This is a genomic window from Alcaligenes phenolicus, from assembly GCF_032063905.1.
GTDB classification, from domain to species: domain Bacteria; phylum Pseudomonadota; class Gammaproteobacteria; order Burkholderiales; family Burkholderiaceae_B; genus Alcaligenes; species Alcaligenes phenolicus.
The window spans coordinates 94629-113344 of record NZ_DAMBOE010000007.1 but is presented as its reverse complement, the minus strand read 5'-3'; the positions used below and the strand labels follow the sequence as shown (position 1 = coordinate 113344).

The following is an 18716-nucleotide window of genomic DNA, read 5'->3' as shown; positions in this document are numbered from 1 at the left end:
CCCTATGAGCTATCCTGCCCCTTCCCGTCGCTTTGGCCAACAATCGGTTCGCGCCTACGCTCAAGTAGGTCTGGAAACCGAGGTCTTGAGCGCGAGCCCCGAACATCTGATTACCCTGTTATTTAACGGTGCTCGCACCGCCATGCTGCAAGCGCGCTTGCATATGGAACAGGGCAATATTGCCGGGCGGGGGCAATCACTATCGAAGGCTATTGATATTGTCGATAGCGGCCTGAAAATGGCGGTCGATACCGAAAAGGGCGGAGAGCTGGCCCGCAATCTGGTCGCTACCTATGACCTGATTTTGCACAATCTGATGCTGGCCAACCTTCGCAATGACGCGGAAAAGCTGACGCTGGCCGAGCGTTTGCTGACCGATATTGCCGATGCCTGGCGCAGCAATGTTGATACCCAACGTGCCAAGCAGCCAGCTTGACTCCGGGGCTCGCGGGACAGGTTCTGTTCCTGACCTGCACCTCCAACCTCCTTTGCGCCTTTAGCGCCTGGTACGAACATGAGCGATACCTCTAACCCGATCGTCGATCAATATCAAATTATCGCCAGCATCACCCGTCACATGCTGGAGCTTGCCCAAACGGCTCGCTGGGAGGATGTGTTTGAACAATCCGAACACTATCAACTCGCCGTGGAAAAGCTCAAGAACATGGAAGACCTGTCTATTACTGAAAAACAGGCACGCCGTCAGTTGCTGACCCAAATTCTGGAAGACGACGCCCAGATCCGCCATCTGGCCACCCCCGAACTGGGGCGTCTGGGTGCACTGCTGGGCAATATGAAGCGCCAGCAAACCGTGTTGCAAGCGTATTACAGCCCTAGCGTTCACCCATGAGCATAGGCGGCCCCTCCCCTTTGGGGACGCTGCTTATTCAACGGCTTGATGCCGTTCTGGGTATCAGCACTGGACAGCAAAGCAATATCGCCACGGGCGCCCGGCCGGACGCCATCAGCCAGACACCGGGCAGCCAACGCGCCGAGCGCGCCGAAAACCAAACGGCTCGTGATCAACGCCAAAGCGTAGATCAAGCCCGCGCCCACACCCAGGGTCGCGATAGCCGGAATATCCGCACACAAAGCGGTCAAACCTCGACCGACCCGGCTCTGAATGCACGAGGCCCCAATACGGCCACCACCAGCTCGGCGCCCACAACGCTGGGGCGCACCGCCCAACTGATTCTGTCCTTGCTGGAGCGCTTCCCGGATCGAGCTCCTGCTATCCAGGGACGACAGGCCCTGCTGCCTGGCCGCCCCACCATGCAAACGGACGGCAATGAATCCACGCGCCCGGGTGGCGACAGCCAGGCGGGTACGCGCTCAGGCACAGCACAAAATACTGCCAGCACAATTGCGACTCCGGCTCAACAGCGACTGCCCTTGCCCGGCGGCACCGCAACAGGTGGAGCAAATACAGGCTCTGCCAGTGCCGCGAATGCAGGCAGCAGCGCCGCTGGAACAGGAGCACCTGCGGGAATGCCTGGCGCAGGCACTGCGGCCACTGGCGCAACAGCCCATGGCGCACTGCCCACCAGCAGCACCGCCGCCCTTGCCCAGCATTTCACCCAAGCCTTGCCGCAGGCCCTGCAACAAAGCGGGTTGTTCTACGAGTCTCATCTTAGTGATCTGCACTTTGGGCAACGCAGCGTTGGCGAATTACAGCAAGAGCCGCAAAACCTGAATCGCCCTGCGGCCGAAACACATACCAGCACAAGCCAGAGTCCTCAGACCCAGGCCAGCAACCAGGACCCGGCCAATAGCCTGCTGGTGCGTCAGCAACTGGATACGCTGGCCCACCAGAACCTGCAATGGCAAGGACAGGCCTGGCCGGATGCCGACATGAACTGGACGGTGCAACGACACGAGGCTCAGTCGGACGATGAAACCGAACACTGGTCCAGCACCCTGCAACTGGATCTGCCCACGCTGGGCCCAATCACCTTGCGGCTCAACCTCCTGAACCAGCAATTGCTGGTCCATATTCAGGCCGATCAATCCGCCCCTTATCTGGACGAGAACAGCCTGCCCTTGCGCGAACGTCTGCAAGACCAGGGCCTGATCCTGAGCCAATTGCAGATTGAAGCCGACCCGACCCTGCCGCAGGACCAGCCCGATGAGCCATGATTCTCCCACCCCTCGCCCCCAGGCTCTGGCTTTACGCTACGACCCCAAGGACGGTGCACCACGGGTGGTCGCCAAAGGCTACGGAACCTTGGCCGAAAAAATTGTCGAGACCGCCCGCGAGCACGGTCTGTACGTACACGAGTCCCCCGAACTGGTCGGCCTGCTGATGCAGGTAGACCTGGACCGTCATATCCCCCCTCAGCTCTATCAAGCCGTGGCTGAATTGCTGGCCTGGCTCTACGCCCTGGAACAGGGCCATCCCCAGGCCACACAAGCCTTGCAGGCTTTGCACGACGCCCCAAAAACTTGAGCCTGCCATTTATAAGGGCTGAAAAGCCCCTGTTTTTGGGCTTAGATACCCTGCTTAGCCTCGCGTTCTAAACGTTACATTAAGCACGGCAAGCTGCCCGCACCTGTGCGCGTGGCTCATCCTGACTTTCTGGCAAGCGAATATGTCGATTTCCAATCTCTCCAGCATTGAAAACCTTTTGGCCCAGATGCGCGCGGTTGCGCAAGCGGCCGGGGCTTCCAGTTCTGTGTCCTCCTCGGCCAGCAGTGCCGCTCCCGGTGGTTTTGCCGCCGAGCTGGCCCGCTCTTTGAACCGGGTTTCCCAGGCGCAGAACGAGGCCAATGCCCAGGCTCAGGCCTTTGAAATGGGCGAGCCCGGAATTTCCTTGAACGACGTGATGATTGACCTGCAAAAAGCCAGCGTTGGCTTTCAGGCCACCGTCCAGGTACGCAACCGCTTAGTGGCCGCCTACCAAGAAATTGCCAGTATGCCGGTATAAGCGCCTGATTCTTTCATGCCCGCCGCCCTTTCCTTAATGCTGCCTGAGCACGTCCTGATTTGAACTCCCCTGATTCCATGCAGAACCCTGCCTCTGCCTCACCCATGAGTCAGACAGCACAGTTGCTGAACAAACTTCCTGGCTACGACACACTGCGCGCCTTGCCCAAGGTAGCGCTGATCGGGCTGGGTGCCGCACTGATTGCTCTGATTGTCGCCCTCTTGCTGTGGAGCCGCGGCCCTACCTACCAGGTACTGTTCTCCAATCTGGACGACCGCGATGGCGGTGCGATTGTCTCGGCCCTGGGCCAGATGAACGTGCCCTACCAGTTCAACAGCAACGGTACCGCCATTCTGGTGCCGCAGGATCGTGTGCATGATGTGCGCATGCAAATGGCCTCGCAAGGCTTGCCGCGCAGTGGCAATGCCGGTTTCGAGCTGCTGGATCAAAGTCGCTTTGGTGCCAGCCAGTTCACCGAGCAAGTCACCTATCAGCGCGCCCTGGAGGGCGAGCTGGCCAACTCCATCAAGGCCGTGCATGCCGTCAAGGAAGCGCGCGTTCACCTGGCCATGCCGCGTGAAACCTTGTTTGTACGTGACCGCCAGTCTCCGACCGCTTCAGTAGTTCTGTCGCTGTATCCGGGCCGCGACCTGAGCGAAGGCCAGGTTTCCGCCATCAGCTGGCTGATCTCCTCCAGCGTGCCCAATCTGCATGCCGACAAGGTGTCCATCATTGACCAGAATGGCCGCTTGCTGACCGCGCCCACTGGCGAGATGGGTGCTGATAATCAGCAGCGCAATTTTGTAAACGATATTGAATACCGAGCCGTCCAGCGCATCCTGACCTTGCTGAACCCCTTGGTCGGTGCTGGCAACGTCCGCGCCCAGGTGACGGCCGAGGTGGACTTCTCGCGCCGCGAGCAGACGTCCGAGGTCTACAAGCCCAATCAGCAACCTGGTCAGGCTGCGGTACGCAGCCAGCAGACCAGCTCTTCCTTGCAACGCAACCCGCAGCAGCCCCAGGGCGTGCCCGGTGCCTTGAGCAATCAGGCTCCCAACAATGCCACCGCCAATCTGGTGAACCCGCCTGCTGCACCGAATCAGCCCCAGACACCTGCCGCCCCGGCAACTGAGCCAGCCAATGCCGCCGCACAAACCGCCAATGCCACGAACGCTGCAGCGGCCGGTACAGACCCTTCACTGGTGTCCCTGGCCGAACAGGCCCGCTTGCTGCAAAACACCGGCAATGCGCGTAACGACTCCACCGTGAACTACGAAGTGGATCGCACCATCAGCCACGTCAAGGGTCCTTTGGGCCAGCTAAGCCGCCTGTCGGTAGCCGTGGTGGTGAACTACCGCAATACGGACAAGGACCAACAACCGCTGGAGCAGGAAGAACTGGACAAGATCCGCGATCTGGTCAAACAAGCCGTTGGTTACTCGGCTGATCGAGGCGATAGCCTGAGCGTGGTGAACGGACAGTTCAACGAGCAAGGCGATATTGATCCCCCCTTCTGGAAAAATCCGGAGTACCGCGAGCTCGCTATGGAACTGGTCAAGTATCTGGTCTTTGCATTCATTCTGTTCATGGCATGGCGCATCGTCATCAACCCCATCATCCAGGGCCTGATCCAGGCCAAGGCGGTGGCTGACGCCCGCGTCGAGCGCCAGAAAGAAGAATCTGCTCGCGAACAGGCTGCGGAACAACGTGCCGCCGAAATGAGCCGCTACGAAGAGAATCTGAACACCGCCCGCACGATGGCTCACGATGACCCACGTGCCGTGGCTATGGTGTTGCGCTCCTGGTTGAACAAAGATGAAAAAAATGAAAACGGCTAAACCGGACGATTCCATCGAACGCAGTGCGATTTTGATGATGTCCTTGGGGGAAGATGCCGCCGCCGAGGTGTTTCGCCACCTCTCGCCTCGTGAGGTGCAGCAGCTCAGTACCGCCATGGCGTCCCTGAAGCAACTGACCCGTGCCGATATGGACGAGGCTCTGGAGAGCTTTCGCCAGGAGGCCGACCAATTCATGGCGGTGGCACTGGACTCCAACGCCTATATCCGCTCCGTACTGAACAAGGCGCTGGGCTCGGACCGGGCCGCTGGCCTGATCGAAGACTTGCTGGAAAACAGCGAAGGCTCCAGCAGCGGTATTGATGCCCTGAACTGGCTGGATGCCTCCAGCGTGGCCGAGCTGATTGCCGACGAACACCCCCAAATTATTGCCACCATTCTGGTGCATCTGGAGCGTGATCGCGCCGCCGACATTCTGGGCTACATACCGGATCGCTTGCGCGATGATGTGGTCCTGCGTATTGCTACTTTTGGCGGCGTGCAGCCCACGGCCCTGAACGAGCTGACCGAAGTGTTGAACGGCATGCTATCGGGCCAGGGTGCCAAACGCAGCAAGATGGGTGGTCCACGCACGGCAGCCGAGATGCTGAACTACATGAACGCCAGCCTGGAAGAGTCCGTCCTGACCAGTCTGCGCGGCATGGACGCCGACCTGACCCAGCGCATCGTGGACGAGATGTTCGTGTTCGAGAACCTGGCCGATGTGGAAGACATTGCCATTCAGCTGCTGCTCAAGGAAATCGAGACCTCTGCATTGACGATTGCCCTGAAAGGTGCGCCCGAAGAGTTGCGCGACAAGTTCTTCCGCAATATGTCCAACCGTGCTGCCGAAATGCTGCGCGAAGACATCGACGCCCAAGGCCCGATCCGCATGTCCAAGGTGGAACAGGAACAGAAAGCCATTGTGCAGGTGGCCCGTCGCCTGGCCGAAGCCGGTCAGATTACGCTGGGCGGCCTGAGTGGGGACGAATATGTCTAAGACGGCCTCGTTTGGGCAGCTCCTGCCCGTCCAAGCCGTTATTCGCTTGTGCCCAGGCACGAACCGCCTGCGCGGGAGCCTGTAAATGTCCAGCCACCGTAAAGCCTCGGCCTACTCGGAACTTCAGGAAAGCTGGAGCCGCTGGCAAATGCAGGGGCTGGATGATCCTGTCGTCGCCCCGGAACCGGAAGAGCCCGAGTTCGTCCCTCCTACCCCGGAAGAACTGCAGCGCGATCTGGAAAACCAGCGTAGCCAGGCGCAGGAAGAAGGCCATACCCAGGGCTATCAGGCCGGTTACAACCAGGGCCACGCCGCCGGTCTGGCTGCTGGCCAGGAAAGTGGCCATGCCCAGGGCTATGAAGCCGGCATGGCGGCTGGAATGGCCAAGGCACAAGAACAGATTGACCAGTACATCAAGGAATTTGTCGCCTTGAATCAGAACTGCGCCCAATCCATTGAACTGATGGATCAGGAAATGGGCCAATCCCTGATTCAACTGGCGACACGTATTGCCGAGCATGTATTGCAAAGCACCATCAAGGCTGAACCCAGCCGCATTCGCGATCTGGTTGCCGAAGTACTGCGTAGTGATCCAGGCGATACCAGCGCCCTGGAACTGAGCTTGCACCCGGACGACATCAGCCTGGTGCGTGAGTTTCTGATTGAACAAGGCGAGCCCCGCGCCTGGCGTCTGCAAGAAGACCCCCAGCTGCAACGCGGTGAATGTCGTGTGCGCTCCAGCTACGGCGATATTGACGCCACCTTTGCCACCCGCTGGAAACGCGCCCTGGCCAGCCTGGGCTTGCCCGTCTCTTCGGAGCCCTGATGGCAACGCCCCTTCTGGCCTCTTCCCCCGAACGCTGGCGCGCCCAGATGCTGTCGGCACAGCAACGGGTCCAGGCCATTGAGCCCAGCTTGCGCAGCGGCCGCGTTGTCCGCGCCACGGGTTTGGTGCTGGAAGCTACAGGTTTGAAGCTGGCTGTAGGGGCCGCTTGCAAAGTGGAACTGTCTGCCGCGCAAAACATCTGGGCCGAAGCCGAGGTTGTAGGGTTTGAAGGCAGATCGCTGTATTTGATGCCCTTGAGCGAAATTTCCGGCCTGCCTCCCGGTGCACGTGTTGTACCGGTTGAAGCTCAATTGCAGCCGCCGGTTCCGCTGCCCGACTCCGATCAACCGGACAGCCTGCCCGCCCAGGCGCGTTCGCGCCATGTTCCGGTCGGCCCCGGCCTGCTGGGTCGCGTGGTCGATGGCAGCGGCAATCCGCTGGACGGTTTGGGCCCGATCGACGCGCAAGCGTGCGTCTCGCTCAGCCACACCACACCCAACCCACTGAAGCGCAGTCCCATCGACACGGTTCTGGACGTAGGAGTACGTGCCATCAACGGTTTGCTGACCGTAGGCCGTGGCCAGCGCATGGGTCTATTCGCCGGTTCCGGCGTGGGTAAGAGTGTGCTGTTGGGCATGATGGCCCGCTACACCCAGGCCGACATCATTGTCGTGGGCCTGATCGGTGAACGGGGCCGAGAAGTTAAAGAATTTATTGAGCACAACCTGGGCGAAGAAGGCCTGCAACGCTCGGTTGTCGTCGCTGCTCCGGCTGATGTCTCGCCCTTGCTGCGTCTACAAGGCGCGGTGTACGCCACCCGACTGGCCGAGTTTTTCCGCGATGAAGGCAAGAACGTCTTGCTGATCATGGATTCGCTGACGCGTTATGCCATGGCCCAGCGCGAAATCGCCTTGGCGATTGGCGAACCGCCCGCCACCAAGGGCTATCCTCCTTCCGTTTTTGCCAAGCTGCCGGCCCTGGTGGAGCGCGCCGGTAACGGTGAACCCAATGCACAAGGGCGTTGCGGCTCGATCACCGCGTTCTACACCGTGCTGACCGAGGGCGACGACCAGCAAGACCCGATTGCCGACTCGGCCCGAGCGATTCTGGACGGCCACATTGTGCTGTCGCGCAGTCTGGCGGAAACCGGCCATTACCCGGCCATTGATATCGAAGCGTCCATCTCGCGGGTCATGCCCAGCATTGTGGAGCCAGAACAGATCAAGATGGTGCACCGCTTCAAGGGCCTGCTCTCCAGCTATCAACGCAACCGCGACCTGATTGCCGTGGGCGCCTATACCCGTGGCAATGATCCTGCCATTGATCAGGCCATTGATCGTTTCCCCTGGCTGGAAGCCTATCTGCGCCAGGGCATGCAGCAACGTGTGGACGTGCCACGCGCCTTCGATGAATTGAACGCCGTTCTCAATAGCGAGCAATAGCCATGAAAGCCAACGCCTCTTTACATACGCTGGTCGATCTCAGTCAGAACAATGTGGACGACGCGGCCCGCCATCTGCAGGAGCTGCGAACAGAACGCGATGCGGCCCAGTCGCAGCTGGAAATGTTGCAGACCTATCGCCAGGACTACGCCCAGCGCCTGCTGGATGTGGGCCAAACTGGGGTAACCATGGCGAACTACCACAATTTCCGGCGCTTTATCGTGACATTGGACCAGGCCATTTCCCAGCAAAATAGTGTCATCCAAGCGCTGGAAGAGAAAATGGAACAGGGACGTCAGGTCTGGTATGGCCATCAGCAACGCCTGAAAGCGTATGAAACCTTGATCGACCGCCGTCTCCAGACCCAGCAAGTCCAGCAACAAAGAATGGAACAACGTAACAGCGATGAAATCGCTGCTCGTCTCTTTACCCGTAGCCAGACCGCCTATTAAACAAGCGCCGCCATGACTTCGCCCACTCTTTCGGTTTTACCTGCGGCCCCTGCCGCACCCTCGGCCCCCGCCACCAACACGGCCGGGCCTGCGGCTGCGCATGCGCCCAAAGACGAAGGCTTTGCCCAGCACTTGCAAACCCAACAGCAGCAGGTGCAACACAAAGGGGCTGGCAAGACACCGGCAGCCGCCAAGCAGGACAGCAGCAAAACCCAGGTTCCCGCCGACAGCCCCAAGCTGGCTGACGCCGTGGCCGAACAGGCAGGTGCCAGCGAGCTGGACCCCTTGATCAAAGACCCGGCCCTGCTGATTGCCGATCAGACCGATCTGGAACTTGACACTGATGCCCCGGCCGATAGCGGCCTGCCTGCCATGGCCTTGTCGATTCTGTCGCAAGTACAGGCAATCAAGAGCAGCAAGGCCGACCCCAAAAGTGCCCAAACCGATAGCAAACTGCCACTGAGCGCCATCAGCACACGCCAGAATCTGGCCGCCGAGCCAAGTAGCCGTCAAGCGCAGACCGCGTCATTGAACGCTGTTGAAGCAGAAGCCGAGCTTGATCTGAGCGCCGAACTGGTCTTGCCTAAAGCCGTTGAAACCAGCAATCCGCTGGCTGCCACCGCCACCCGCAAACCGGCGAGCAATGCTGCACAAGTACTGAACAACAACCCGCTAGGCACCAACATCCCCGTAAATACGGCTTCGTCCCAAACACGTTTGATGGATGAGGCGTCGGCGTCCTTGGCAAGCTTTGGCCGACAAATGGCTGAAGATGCCCGTGCTGGCGTGAATCAGAACCTGCCCGCTCTGGATGCCTCCCTGCTAGCCCAACTTGGCGCCGCACCCAGCGCAGTCCAGGCCAACAGCCCGGCTGCCTTGCCCGGCCCCATGACGCTGGCCATTGCCACGCCGGTCCAGTCCCCCGAATGGGGTGCGGCCATGGGTCGTCAAATGATTACCTTGGCCCAACAAGCTCAAGGCGGCGTTCAAAGCGCCGATATTCGTCTTGACCCGCCCGAGCTGGGCCCCTTGCGCATTACCTTGCAAATGCAGGATGGCATGGCCCACGCCATGATCACCTCGCCCCATGCTCAAGTCCGCCACGCCCTGGAACAATCCTTGCAGCAGCTGCAACAGCAGTTTGCAGAAAACGGGCTGACCTTGGGACAGGCTGACGTAGGCGACCAGCACGCCTCGCACCAGGCCTTTCACGAGCAACTGGCCGCCAAGGGCAATCAAGGCGATCAACCCGCCTTCAGCCTGAACGGCGTGGCTTCCGCTGACGAAAGCAGCCCCTTGGTGAACAGCAGCGCCACACGCTCGCTGAACCCCGACGCGCTGGTTGATACCTTCGCCTGATTCACAGTCCCACAGACAGCCCGGCAAAAAGCATGATTAAGCTCGAAAAGCAGCGTCTATTCGCCGGGCCTGTCCTGTCTGACCTCCGGCACAATAGCTCAGGCATGCAGTCAGGCTCAGGCCCGACATGCGTTTGTCTGTTTGTAATACGCTAGAAAATTCATCGCTCACATCACATGGCCCGAAAAGCACCCACCAAACTTGCACGCCTGATGAAAACCGGTCTGCTGGTTCTGTTTATTATCGCCGCTAGCGTGGGCGCAACGCTGTACTACTCCCTGCAACAAAGCAGCACGCCTGCCTGGTTGGCCTGGGCAGAAAAAGGCCAATCGGTTGAAGCGGCCCCTGCCCCGGAAGAACCGCCGGTGGTCAAGGTCAATGCCAAACCCATTTTTGCGCCGCTGGACCCCTTTACCGTCACCCTGAACGAGAATGGCCGCTCGCGCATCTTGTACGTAGGCATCACCCTGCGCGTCCAGGACGATGGTTCGCGCTCCATGCTGGTGGAGTACATGCCCATGGTGCGTGATCGCGTGCTCAAGATTCTGGCTGAACAGCGCCCCACCTACATCCAGACCTCCGAAGGGCGTCAAGCCCTGGTTGCACAGCTGAGCGCCGGCCTGAAAGAGCCCTACGCGCCCAACACCGCTGTACCGAACATCAATGATGTCCTGTTCACCGCCTTTGTCATCCAATAAATGTCGTATCAGAGCTTCCTATCCCAAGACGAAGTCGATGCACTGCTGGCCGGTGTTACCGGCGAAGGCGCTGACACCAAGCCCTTGAACGAAAACCTGACTGGCGTACGGGCCTATGACCTGACCTCGCCAGACCGGGTAGTGCGTCACCGCATGCAGACCCTGGAGCTGATCAACGAGCGCTTTGCCCGTCGTTTGCGCTCGACCATGCTCAGCTTCATGCGTCGCAACGCAGACATCACCGTCGGTTCCATTCGTATTCAGAAGTACTCGGATTTTGAGCGCAACCTGCCTGTGCCCAGCAACCTGAACATGGTTGCCTTAAAGCCCTTGCGGGGCGTGTCGCTGTTTACCTTCGACCCGAACCTGGTCTTCCTGATTATCGACAGCCTGTTTGGTGGCCATGGCCGCTACAACACCCGCGTTGAAGGCCGGGATTTCACCACGACCGAGCAGCGCATCATCCAGCGTTTGCTGACCCTGACTCTGGAGAGCTACTGCGGTGCCTGGGAGTCCATCTACCCGCTGGAAGCGGAGTACATGCGCTCGGAGATGCATACCAAGTTTGCCAGCATCAGCAGCAGCAATGACATCGTGGTGGTGACCTCTTTCAATATTGAATTTGGTGCCCAGGGTGGCAATCTGAATATCTGCCTGCCCTACTCCATGATCGAGCCGCTGCGCGATCTGCTGACCCGCCCCTTGCAGGACAAAGGCACCAACGATATCGACCAGCGCTGGACCCAGCAATTGTCACGACAAGTGCGCAGCGCCGAAGTTGAACTGATTGCCAACTTCGTCAATATAGACATGACCATTGCCGAGCTGACCCAGTTAAAGGCCAATGATGTCTTGCCAATTGAAATCCCCACTCTTATTGAAGCCCACGTGGATGGCGTGCCGGTTCTGGAATGCCGCTACGGCACCTCCGGTGGCCGCTACTCCTTGCGGGTAGAAAACATCTTGGCCACCAACGACAGCGATTTGACTAAAGGTAAGTCCCTATGAGCGACCCTCACAACCCTAACGACCGGTCTGCGCCCGAGGACGACTGGGCAGCCGCGATGGCTGAGCAACAGGCTGGCAGCCAAAGCAACACCCAAGCCCAAGGACTGGAACAGCCCCTGGAGGATGACTGGGCCTCGGCACTGGCCGAGCAAAGCGCAGCCACGCCTGTGCACGAACCCAGCCCGGCCAGCAATCTGTTCCCGCCCATGGAGCACGCCGAGGCGAACGCCACCACCGATATCGACATGATTATGGACATCCCGGTCCAGCTGTCGGTGGAGCTGGGTCGCACACGTCTGACCATCAAGAACATTCTGCAACTGGGCCAGGGCTCGGTGGTGGAGCTGGACGGTCTGGCCGGCGAACCGCTGGATATTTACGTGAACGGCTACCTGATCGCCCAAGGCGAAGTGGTCGTGGTGGACGATAAATACGGTATTCGCGTCACCGACATCGTGACTCCATCGGATCGTATCCAACGCCTGAACGGCCGCCGCTAGAACATGGAACAAGCCCAGCTCGTCAGAATCATGCTCAGCCTGCTGCTGGTTGTAGGCCTGATTCTGGCGGCAGCCTGGGTTGCCCGCCGAGGCGGGCTGCTGAAAAACAAAAACCAGCAACGCATCAAGATTCTGGACAATCAACGCCTGGGGCCGCGCAGCAGCGTGGCCTTGGTCCAGATTGATGACCGCGAAATTCTGATTGGCATCACCCCTCAGCAGATCAGCCTGCTGCACACCACAACGCCCGCTGGCTCCGAGCCGGACTTCCAGGCCCATCTGGACCAGCACCGTGCGCCCCGCTGACCGCATCATGACCGCACTCCTCTCTCCCGCCCAGCGCATCGGCCTGATGCTGCTTCTGGCCCTGATCAGCCTGCTCCTGCCTTCCGAGGCCTGGGCCCAGGCTGTTCCGGCCATTACCAGCACAGCAGGCCCGAACGGCTCGCAAACCTGGTCACTCAGCATCCAGACGCTGGCCATGCTGACCATGATGTCCTTCCTGCCCGCGGCCTTGCTGATGATGACCGGCTTTACCCGCGTCATCATTGTGCTCGGTCTGCTGCGCAATGCCATGGGAACAGGTACGGCACCGCCCAATACCGTGCTGGTGGGTCTGGCCCTGTTTCTGACTTTCTTTGTGATGTCACCGGTGTTTGATCAGGTGTATCAGGACGCCTACAAGCCCTTGTCGGAAAACAAGATCAGCTTTGAAACCGCGCTCGAGCAAGGCGCCCAGCCCCTGAAAACCTTCATGCTGCACCAGACCCGCGAAGCGGACTTGAAGCTGTTTGGCGATATGGCGGGCGTGGCAGAACTGGAATCCCCGGAAGATGTCCCCTTGCGCGTACTGGTGCCGGCTTTTGTCACCAGCGAGCTGAAAACCGCCTTCCAGATCGGCTTTACGATTTTTATCCCCTTTCTGATCATTGACCTAGTGATTGCCAGCGTCCTGATGTCCCTGGGGATGATGATGGTCCCACCCGTGACCATCTCGCTGCCCTTCAAGCTCATGCTGTTTGTGCTGGCCGATGGCTGGCATCTGCTGCTGGGTTCCCTGGCTCGCAGCTTCTACCAATAAAGGACTGCCATGACTCCCGAAACCGTCATGTCCATGACCTATACCGCCCTGAAACTGGCCCTGTCCATGGCCGGTCCCATGTTGATCGTGGTGCTGGTGGTAGGTCTGGGCATCAGTATTTTCCAGGCAGCCACCCAGATCAACGAGATGACGCTGTCTTTCATCCCCAAGCTGCTGGCCATGGGCATTACGGTGGTGCTACTAGGCCCCTGGTTGATCAACAATATGGTCGACTACATGCAGGGCCTGTTGCGTGGCATTCCCGGGCTGGTCAACTAAGACCGACCAGCGCGACAAGGAGCCTTCCGTGAGTACGCAAATCCGTGACTGGCAAAGTGCAATGCCTTGCCCACTGAACAGGCCCTAGGCTTGCCGTGCTCGACCTGAACTCCGCCCAGCTCCATGCCTGGCTCAACGCCTTTCTGTGGCCCTTCATCCGTATTCTGGCCACCCTGGCCACGGTCCCCTTTTTCAGCGAATCGGCCATCCCCAAGCGGGCCAAAATAGGCCTGGGCTTTATCCTGACCCTGATTATCGCGCCCTCACTGCCCCCTCTGCCCGATCTGCCCACAGCCTCTTACGAGGCCCTGCTGATTGCCGCGCAGCAAGTGTTCATCGGTGTCGCGCTGGGTTTGACCATGCGCATCGTGTTTGCAGCGGTGCAGACAGCGGGCGAATTCATCGGCCTGCAAATGGGCCTGTCTTTTGCCTCATTTTTTGACCCCGCTACTGGCGCGAATACCGCCGTGCTGTCGCGGCTGCTGAACGTGATTGCGGTGCTGACCTTTCTGGCCCTGAACGGCCACCTGCTCTTGCTGGGTGTACTGGTGCGCACCTTCCATGTGCTGCCCATCGGCGCGGACCTGAACATCAATGGCTGGGGTGCCTTGCTCGATTGGAGCAGCGAATTGTGGGTATCAGGCATGTTGCTGGCCCTGCCACTGATTATTGTGCTGCTGACCATTAACCTGGCCTTCGGGATATTGAACCGTACCGCTCAGCAATTGACGATTTTTGCTGTGGGTTTCCCAATTACGCTGACAATCGGCCTGACCTTGCTGACCGTGGTCGTTCCTCAGACGACGCCCTTCCTGACCCAGCTATTCAACTCCGGCTATGAGGCCATGATGCGGGTCGCGCTGGGACTGGCAGGTTCTTAAAATGCGTGGGCCTGCCGTTGCTTGTGCGACTGCATCAAGCGCCGGGCCTGGCCTATGGTCAGAATGCCTTTCTGCTTGGCACGCCCGATCAATAACTGCATCAACTGTGCACTGACCAAGGCATCGCCCAAGGCATCATGGCGATCGCTCACGGGCAGGCCACAATATTTCAGGCAATCGTCCAGGCCCAGACGACGACCACGCCAGTCGGGCAATACACACGCAGCCAGTTCAGCCAAATCCAGAGCCAAAGGCCGGGCCTGCTCCAGGCCCGCCTTCGGCCAGGCACGATCCAGAAACGCCAGATCAAAGTCGGCATCCCAGGCGACCCATACCGTGTTTTCGGAATAGCGGGCAAAGTCCCGCATCAGCTGGGGTAGTGGCTCGCCTTCTTCCTGTTGTTGCGGGCTGATTTCATGAATCAGCAGACTTTCATGACTGCGTTCACCCTGAGACCGAACCAGACCGGACCAGATATTGCCCAGGGCAATCGAACCGTTTTCCAAGCGGACCGCACCCATCTGAACGATATGGTGGCGCTTGGGCTCCAGACCACTGGTTTCCAGATCCAGCACAGTAAAGGCCGCTTCGTCCAAAGCCAGTTCGTCCACCCCGCTCCAGGACAAGGAGGGACTGCGCGCGGCAAAAGAGGATTTACGCCAAGGTAGCCAGGAAAGCAGTTTCATAAGCGATACCGGAAAGCCAGAATACGTTGGGCACGGCGCACTTGTGACAAGGCTTCACGCAAGACACGTGCATCCAGTGCACCCAAAGCACTCAAACGCACCAGATTGTTGGGCTCCTGCCCCTGCTGCAACTGGGTTTGATGATGTTGCAAGCGCAGCAATTGCAAATAGCGGTAGGCTTCGCGCAGGCCCTCTGACTCCTCGTCTGTAAAGACACCGCGCTGAGTCAGCACGGCCAGCCTGTCCATGGACGAGGCCAGTTCACAACCATGCGCCAGGGCCAGCACACGCAGCACATCTACCATCGGCGCCAAGGCCTGTTTCTTGATGTCCAGCTTGTCATCGCCCTGCCCCATCAAAGCTTCCAGGCGGCTGCGCTTTTTACCACTGGGAATACGGGTCTGACAGGTACTTTGAGCCAGCATGCGCTGGAACACAGGGTTATCGTTCACCATGCCCAGTACCCGACGCTGCATGCGTTGCAGCATACCGCTCTGGCCCCAGATGGCGCGGCAATCGAAGTAAATCGTGGACTCCAGCAATTGCTCGGGCGCAGGCCGTTCAATCATGATCTGGAAACGATGCAGCCATTCGGCTTCAGACAGGCAGAGGTCAGGATTGCTGGCCATGATATTGCCAGTGCACCAGGCCATCCCGCAGCGGTCCAGGGCCTCGTTCACCCGACGCGCAAAAGGCAGGAGCAGGGCGCGATGGGCTTGGGCCTGCTCGGGCGAATGGGCAGCAAACAAAATGCCATTGTCCTGATCGGTATGACGGGTTTGCTCGCCACGAGCCTGGCTACCAAAGGCCAGCCAGCAGAACTCGATGCCATCCAGCCCGGAGCCGGGCAAGCTCAATTCAATCGTGCGCTGAACCGTGTGATCGTTCAAACGCGTAATCACCGCAGTCAGCTGTTCAGAGCGCGCACCGTGAGCCAGCATGGCATCCACCAGCCGACCGATATCGGACTGCAGACGCACCAGCACGGACACGTCCTGGGCACAGCGCAAGGCACGCGACAAATGCACCAGATCCACGCGCTGCAAGGAGAACACATCGCGCTCGGACACCATACCCACGACCTTATGGTCTTGAACCAGGCAAATATGGCCGATCTGATGCTCTACCATCAGCAAAGCCGCATCAAAGGCCGAGGATTGTGGGGCCAGCCAGACCGGGTCCGGTGTCATGACTTGAGACATGGCCTGGGTCGGATCGTATTGACCACCGGCTACCAAACGGCGCAAGTCTCGCAAGGTGAAGATGCCCAGCAAATGCTGGTCCGGATTGACCACCACCATGCTGCTGACCTGACGCTCGTGCATGTCCTTGACCGCCTGCTCAACAGGGCAATCCGGCAAACAGCTGAGCAAACCGCGTTCTGTCAGGGCTTGCAGACTCATGTCCAGCGTGTAGCTGGCACCCAGGTCGGCGCTGGCACTTTTCTGGGCACTGCGCCAGACCGAGGCCAGCAGGCTGCTGGTACCACGCAAGCAGTAATCCCGAAAAGGCTCGCTGATGGTCAGCAGATGGGCAACGGCTTCACCAGCCACGCACAAGGTAAAGCAGTCTTCCTGTACCAGGTAATCACTGTCCAGAGCCTGACCCGAGACCAGTTCACGCACGGGCAGAAGATCCCCTTCCACATACTCGTGAGTTTCACCGTGTTCCTGGCTGGAGATCTGACCTTGGCGAACAAGGTAGAGCTGGTCAACACGCGCGCCTTCCTCCAACAGCACCTGTCCGGCTGAAAAAAACCGTAGCTCGCTATGCTCGATCAGGTAATCGCAGTGCTGCGCCTGCATCTGATCGAAAGGCGGGTAAGCAATCAACCAGGCCAAGATGCCGGGCGCCTTTTGGCGCACCGCCGTCTTGGCCACGGATTCACCGGGAATCGCGAAGGACATGGGCGTCTCTGCTGGCTATAGGCAAAGAATTATTGTGCCATGCAGCATGGCCCTCGCGGACCCTGTTTTTCTAGGGGATTTCAACTATAGGCATGCGCCTGTTTTTCCCCTCAAAGCGCTTAACGCAAACGATCGTAGTCGCGCTCGGCCATATCGATGACATCACCTTCCTGGACCTTGAACTGGCAGACCGCCTCGGCCAGGGTCTCGGATTGAGACTGCAGAGAGCCTGCTGCCGCAGCCGCCTCTTCCACGAGCGAAGCATTTTGCTGCACCACAACATCCATTTGTGCCACAGCAGTATTGATCTGTTCGATACCCGCCGTTTGCTCTTGAGAAGCAGAGGAAATCTCGCTCATCAAGGTGGTCACGCTATTTACCGCGCGCACCACTTCCTGAATAATGTCGCCCGCGCTGGCCACTTGCTGTGTACCGGTCTGGACTTCATTTTGCGAGGCTTCAATCAGGCCCTTGATTTCCTTGGCCGCTTGCGCGCTGCGTTGCGCCAGGCTGCGCACTTCGCCCGCTACCACCGCAAAGCCCTTGCCCTGCTCACCGGCACGAGCGGCCTCCACGGCGGCGTTCAAAGCCAGAATATTGGTTTGGAAAGCAATACCGTCAATCACGTTAACGATGTCTGCCACTTGGCCGGAACGCGCAGAAATCTGGTTCATGGTATTGACCACGGCACCGACCGACTCCCCACCCTGGCGAGCAACCTTGGCGGCGTTATGAGCCAGCTGGTCTGCCTGATGAGCATTGTCCGCATTCTGGCGCACCGTGCTGGCCAACTCTTCCAGACTGGCCGCTGTTTCCTGCAAGGCGGCGGCTTGTTGTTCGGTACGGGAACTCAAGTCGGTATTGCCTGCAAAAATCTGCGAGGAACCTGAAGCAATCTCGTCCACACCCTGGCGCACGGTCAGCACAATGCCTTGCAAGCTTTGCTGCATGCGGCGCATGGCATCATACAAAACACCGACTTCATTGGCCGAACGATAGGTAATCTTCTTGGTCAGATCGCCATTGGCAATATGGTCAAAATGCACACCGGCTTCACGCAGGGGAGCCAAAGCGGTACGGCCCAGCACCAGGCGCAGCGCCACAATAATGGCCAAGCCAATCAGCAAGCCCAAACCAATCGCGCTATTGGCAACGCGGGTTTGCAATTGAGCCTGTTCCAGCAGCAAATCCGTCTGATCGTTGTAGAACTTGCTCAACTCTTCAATACGGAACTGAAAAGTGGCGGCACGCAGCACACCAAAACCTTCGCTGACGAAGTAAAAAGTGCTGTAGTCGCGTGTCTCCAGGGCCTGAACCATAGGCTCGATGCCATCGTCCAGATACGCCTGGTAGGAAGCCACCAAACCCATGGCCAGTCGACGCAGCTCCGGTTCGGTAGGCATATTGGCACGGATATCCGCAAAGGCCTTGCGTACTTCATCCAGCTTCTGGTTGGCCATAATCACCAGATTGTCTGCACTTTGCAGCATATTGGCGTCGTTATCGATGCCGGCTTCCTGATAAAAACGAGCAGCGCTCATCAAGCTAAGGCGCGCTTCCATCATATTGTTATTGAGCTGCAGAACCTGTGCGGAACGATCTGCCTGACGATTGATGGTACGCAGCGCATCGCCGCTTTGCTGCAGGTAGTAAGCCGCCAGGCCGCCCACGGCCACAATCAGGACCATGAACAAGCCCATGCAGATCATCAGCATGGTGCTGATCTTCAGACCCGAAGCGGACTTCAGACTGGGGCGAAATGATTTTGAGGAACGACGTTTAGAAGCGCGGGACGCGGACGGAAGACTGCTTTCAATACCCAGCATTTGCTAAATCCA

Annotated in this window: 21 protein-coding genes; 18 read left to right on the top strand and 3 right to left on the bottom strand. The window is 59.0% G+C overall.

Translation table 11 applies throughout. The features are described from left to right. Positions 1-4 precede the first annotated feature (4 nt). The 18 genes from fliS to fliR all read left to right on the top strand — a co-directional run bounded on the left by fliS (position 5) and on the right by fliR (position 14285). The gene (gene fliS, locus U2949_RS14615; RefSeq protein ID WP_026484537.1) at positions 5-436 is read left to right on the top strand and encodes a flagellar export chaperone FliS; all 432 of its coding nucleotides are present in this window, start codon (positions 5-7) and stop codon (positions 434-436) included. A 78-nt stretch (positions 437-514) separates the two neighbouring features. Beyond that, entirely contained in the window at positions 515-850 is a 336-nt protein-coding gene (locus tag U2949_RS14610) for a flagellar protein FliT (RefSeq protein WP_026484538.1), read from the top strand. Further along, positions 847-2136, top strand: a complete 1290-nt coding sequence (locus tag U2949_RS14605; protein ID WP_021446817.1) for a flagellar hook-length control protein FliK — start codon at positions 847-849, stop codon at positions 2134-2136. The genes U2949_RS14610 and U2949_RS14605 overlap by 4 nt, the downstream gene beginning before the upstream one ends. Beyond that, positions 2126-2446, top strand: a complete 321-nt coding sequence (locus tag U2949_RS14600) for an EscU/YscU/HrcU family type III secretion system export apparatus switch protein (RefSeq protein WP_026484540.1) — start codon at positions 2126-2128, stop codon at positions 2444-2446. The genes U2949_RS14605 and U2949_RS14600 overlap by 11 nt, the downstream gene beginning before the upstream one ends. 142 nt (positions 2447-2588) lie before the next feature. After that, positions 2589-2924, top strand: a complete 336-nt coding sequence (fliE, locus tag U2949_RS14595; RefSeq protein WP_009458068.1) for a flagellar hook-basal body complex protein FliE — start codon at positions 2589-2591, stop codon at positions 2922-2924. A 104-nt stretch (positions 2925-3028) separates the two neighbouring features. Beyond that, positions 3029-4762: a flagellar basal-body MS-ring/collar protein FliF gene (gene fliF / locus U2949_RS14590; protein ID WP_026484541.1), complete on the top strand. Its 1734-nt coding sequence runs from the start codon at positions 3029-3031 to the stop codon at positions 4760-4762. Continuing rightward, positions 4749-5759 (top strand): flagellar motor switch protein FliG, encoded by a 1011-nt coding sequence (gene fliG / locus U2949_RS14585; protein WP_026484542.1) that lies wholly within the window; start codon positions 4749-4751, stop codon positions 5757-5759. Before fliF ends, fliG begins: the two co-directional genes overlap by 14 nt. A gap of 85 nt (positions 5760-5844) precedes the next feature. Then, complete coding sequence (gene fliH / locus U2949_RS14580; RefSeq protein WP_021446819.1) at positions 5845-6585, top strand: flagellar assembly protein FliH; 741 nt, start codon at positions 5845-5847, stop codon at positions 6583-6585. Next, positions 6585-8027, top strand: coding sequence for a flagellar protein export ATPase FliI (fliI, locus tag U2949_RS14575; protein ID WP_371477461.1), 1443 nt, complete (start codon positions 6585-6587; stop codon positions 8025-8027). Before fliH ends, fliI begins: the two co-directional genes overlap by 1 nt. A gap of 2 nt (positions 8028-8029) precedes the next feature. Further along, on the top strand, positions 8030-8479 hold the full coding sequence (gene fliJ, locus U2949_RS14570; RefSeq protein WP_009458076.1) for a flagellar export protein FliJ: 450 nt from the start codon (positions 8030-8032) through the stop codon (positions 8477-8479). A 12-nt stretch (positions 8480-8491) separates the two neighbouring features. Further along, positions 8492-9838 carry a flagellar hook-length control protein FliK gene (locus U2949_RS14565; protein WP_321288474.1) on the top strand — a complete coding sequence of 449 codons (1347 nt, stop codon included), beginning with the start codon at positions 8492-8494 and terminating at the stop codon, positions 9836-9838. 212 nt (positions 9839-10050) lie between these two features. Continuing rightward, positions 10051-10536 carry a flagellar basal body-associated FliL family protein gene (locus tag U2949_RS14560; RefSeq protein WP_321288473.1) on the top strand — a complete coding sequence of 162 codons (486 nt, stop codon included), beginning with the start codon at positions 10051-10053 and terminating at the stop codon, positions 10534-10536. Further along, positions 10537-11544, top strand: a complete 1008-nt coding sequence (gene fliM, locus U2949_RS14555; protein ID WP_009458081.1) for a flagellar motor switch protein FliM — start codon at positions 10537-10539, stop codon at positions 11542-11544. Next, positions 11541-12044, top strand: coding sequence for a flagellar motor switch protein FliN (gene fliN, locus U2949_RS14550; protein ID WP_257724088.1), 504 nt, complete (start codon positions 11541-11543; stop codon positions 12042-12044). The genes fliM and fliN overlap by 4 nt, the downstream gene beginning before the upstream one ends. A gap of 30 nt (positions 12045-12074) precedes the next feature. Then, complete coding sequence (fliO, locus tag U2949_RS14545) at positions 12075-12350, top strand: flagellar biosynthetic protein FliO (protein ID WP_026484545.1); 276 nt, start codon at positions 12075-12077, stop codon at positions 12348-12350. Between the two features lie 7 nt (positions 12351-12357). Beyond that, on the top strand, positions 12358-13125 hold the full coding sequence (fliP, locus tag U2949_RS14540) for a flagellar type III secretion system pore protein FliP (protein ID WP_035269878.1): 768 nt from the start codon (positions 12358-12360) through the stop codon (positions 13123-13125). A 9-nt stretch (positions 13126-13134) separates the two neighbouring features. Beyond that, positions 13135-13404: a flagellar biosynthesis protein FliQ gene (gene fliQ / locus U2949_RS14535; protein ID WP_003804652.1), complete on the top strand. Its 270-nt coding sequence runs from the start codon at positions 13135-13137 to the stop codon at positions 13402-13404. Between the two features lie 95 nt (positions 13405-13499). Then, positions 13500-14285 (top strand): flagellar biosynthetic protein FliR, encoded by a 786-nt coding sequence (gene fliR / locus U2949_RS14530; RefSeq protein ID WP_257724087.1) that lies wholly within the window; start codon positions 13500-13502, stop codon positions 14283-14285. On the opposite strand, the gene U2949_RS14525 is transcribed toward fliR, so the two are convergent. The 3 genes from U2949_RS14525 to U2949_RS14515 all read right to left on the bottom strand — a co-directional run bounded on the left by U2949_RS14525 (position 14282) and on the right by U2949_RS14515 (position 18704). Continuing rightward, entirely contained in the window at positions 14282-14971 is a 690-nt protein-coding gene (locus U2949_RS14525) for a 3'-5' exonuclease (RefSeq protein WP_026484548.1), read from the bottom strand. The two genes, fliR and U2949_RS14525, sit on opposite strands and share 4 nt — an antisense overlap. Then, positions 14968-16878, bottom strand: coding sequence for a DUF294 nucleotidyltransferase-like domain-containing protein (locus tag U2949_RS14520; protein WP_321288469.1), 1911 nt, complete (start codon positions 16876-16878; stop codon positions 14968-14970). The genes U2949_RS14525 and U2949_RS14520 overlap by 4 nt, the downstream gene beginning before the upstream one ends. A 119-nt stretch (positions 16879-16997) precedes the next feature. Further along, positions 16998-18704, bottom strand: a complete 1707-nt coding sequence (locus tag U2949_RS14515; protein WP_321288467.1) for a methyl-accepting chemotaxis protein — start codon at positions 18702-18704, stop codon at positions 16998-17000. Positions 18705-18716: the final 12 nt, after the last annotated feature.

Bases quoted from the DNA above. Each gene is read 5' to 3' on its own strand.
- fliS (WP_026484537.1), top strand. From the start codon at position 5: ATGAGCTATCCTGCCCCTTCCCGTCGCTTTGGCCAACAATCGGTTCGC.
- U2949_RS14610 (WP_026484538.1), top strand. From the start codon at position 515: ATGAGCGATACCTCTAACCCGATCGTCGATCAATATCAAATTATCGCC.
- U2949_RS14605 (WP_021446817.1), top strand. From the start codon at position 847: ATGAGCATAGGCGGCCCCTCCCCTTTGGGGACGCTGCTTATTCAACGG.
- U2949_RS14600 (WP_026484540.1), top strand. From the start codon at position 2,126: ATGAGCCATGATTCTCCCACCCCTCGCCCCCAGGCTCTGGCTTTACGC.
- fliE (WP_009458068.1), top strand. From the start codon at position 2,589: ATGTCGATTTCCAATCTCTCCAGCATTGAAAACCTTTTGGCCCAGATG.
- fliF (WP_026484541.1), top strand. From the start codon at position 3,029: ATGAGTCAGACAGCACAGTTGCTGAACAAACTTCCTGGCTACGACACA.
- fliG (WP_026484542.1), top strand. From the start codon at position 4,749: ATGAAAACGGCTAAACCGGACGATTCCATCGAACGCAGTGCGATTTTG.
- fliH (WP_021446819.1), top strand. From the start codon at position 5,845: ATGTCCAGCCACCGTAAAGCCTCGGCCTACTCGGAACTTCAGGAAAGC.
- fliI (WP_371477461.1), top strand. From the start codon at position 6,585: ATGGCAACGCCCCTTCTGGCCTCTTCCCCCGAACGCTGGCGCGCCCAG.
- fliJ (WP_009458076.1), top strand. From the start codon at position 8,030: ATGAAAGCCAACGCCTCTTTACATACGCTGGTCGATCTCAGTCAGAAC.
- U2949_RS14565 (WP_321288474.1), top strand. From the start codon at position 8,492: ATGACTTCGCCCACTCTTTCGGTTTTACCTGCGGCCCCTGCCGCACCC.
- U2949_RS14560 (WP_321288473.1), top strand. From the start codon at position 10,051: ATGAAAACCGGTCTGCTGGTTCTGTTTATTATCGCCGCTAGCGTGGGC.
- fliM (WP_009458081.1), top strand. From the start codon at position 10,537: ATGTCGTATCAGAGCTTCCTATCCCAAGACGAAGTCGATGCACTGCTG.
- fliN (WP_257724088.1), top strand. From the start codon at position 11,541: ATGAGCGACCCTCACAACCCTAACGACCGGTCTGCGCCCGAGGACGAC.
- fliO (WP_026484545.1), top strand. From the start codon at position 12,075: ATGCTCAGCCTGCTGCTGGTTGTAGGCCTGATTCTGGCGGCAGCCTGG.
- fliP (WP_035269878.1), top strand. From the start codon at position 12,358: ATGACCGCACTCCTCTCTCCCGCCCAGCGCATCGGCCTGATGCTGCTT.
- fliQ (WP_003804652.1), top strand. From the start codon at position 13,135: ATGACTCCCGAAACCGTCATGTCCATGACCTATACCGCCCTGAAACTG.
- U2949_RS14525 (WP_026484548.1), bottom strand. From the start codon at position 14,971: ATGAAACTGCTTTCCTGGCTACCTTGGCGTAAATCCTCTTTTGCCGCG.
- U2949_RS14520 (WP_321288469.1), bottom strand. From the start codon at position 16,878: ATGTCCTTCGCGATTCCCGGTGAATCCGTGGCCAAGACGGCGGTGCGC.
- U2949_RS14515 (WP_321288467.1), bottom strand. From the start codon at position 18,704: ATGCTGGGTATTGAAAGCAGTCTTCCGTCCGCGTCCCGCGCTTCTAAA.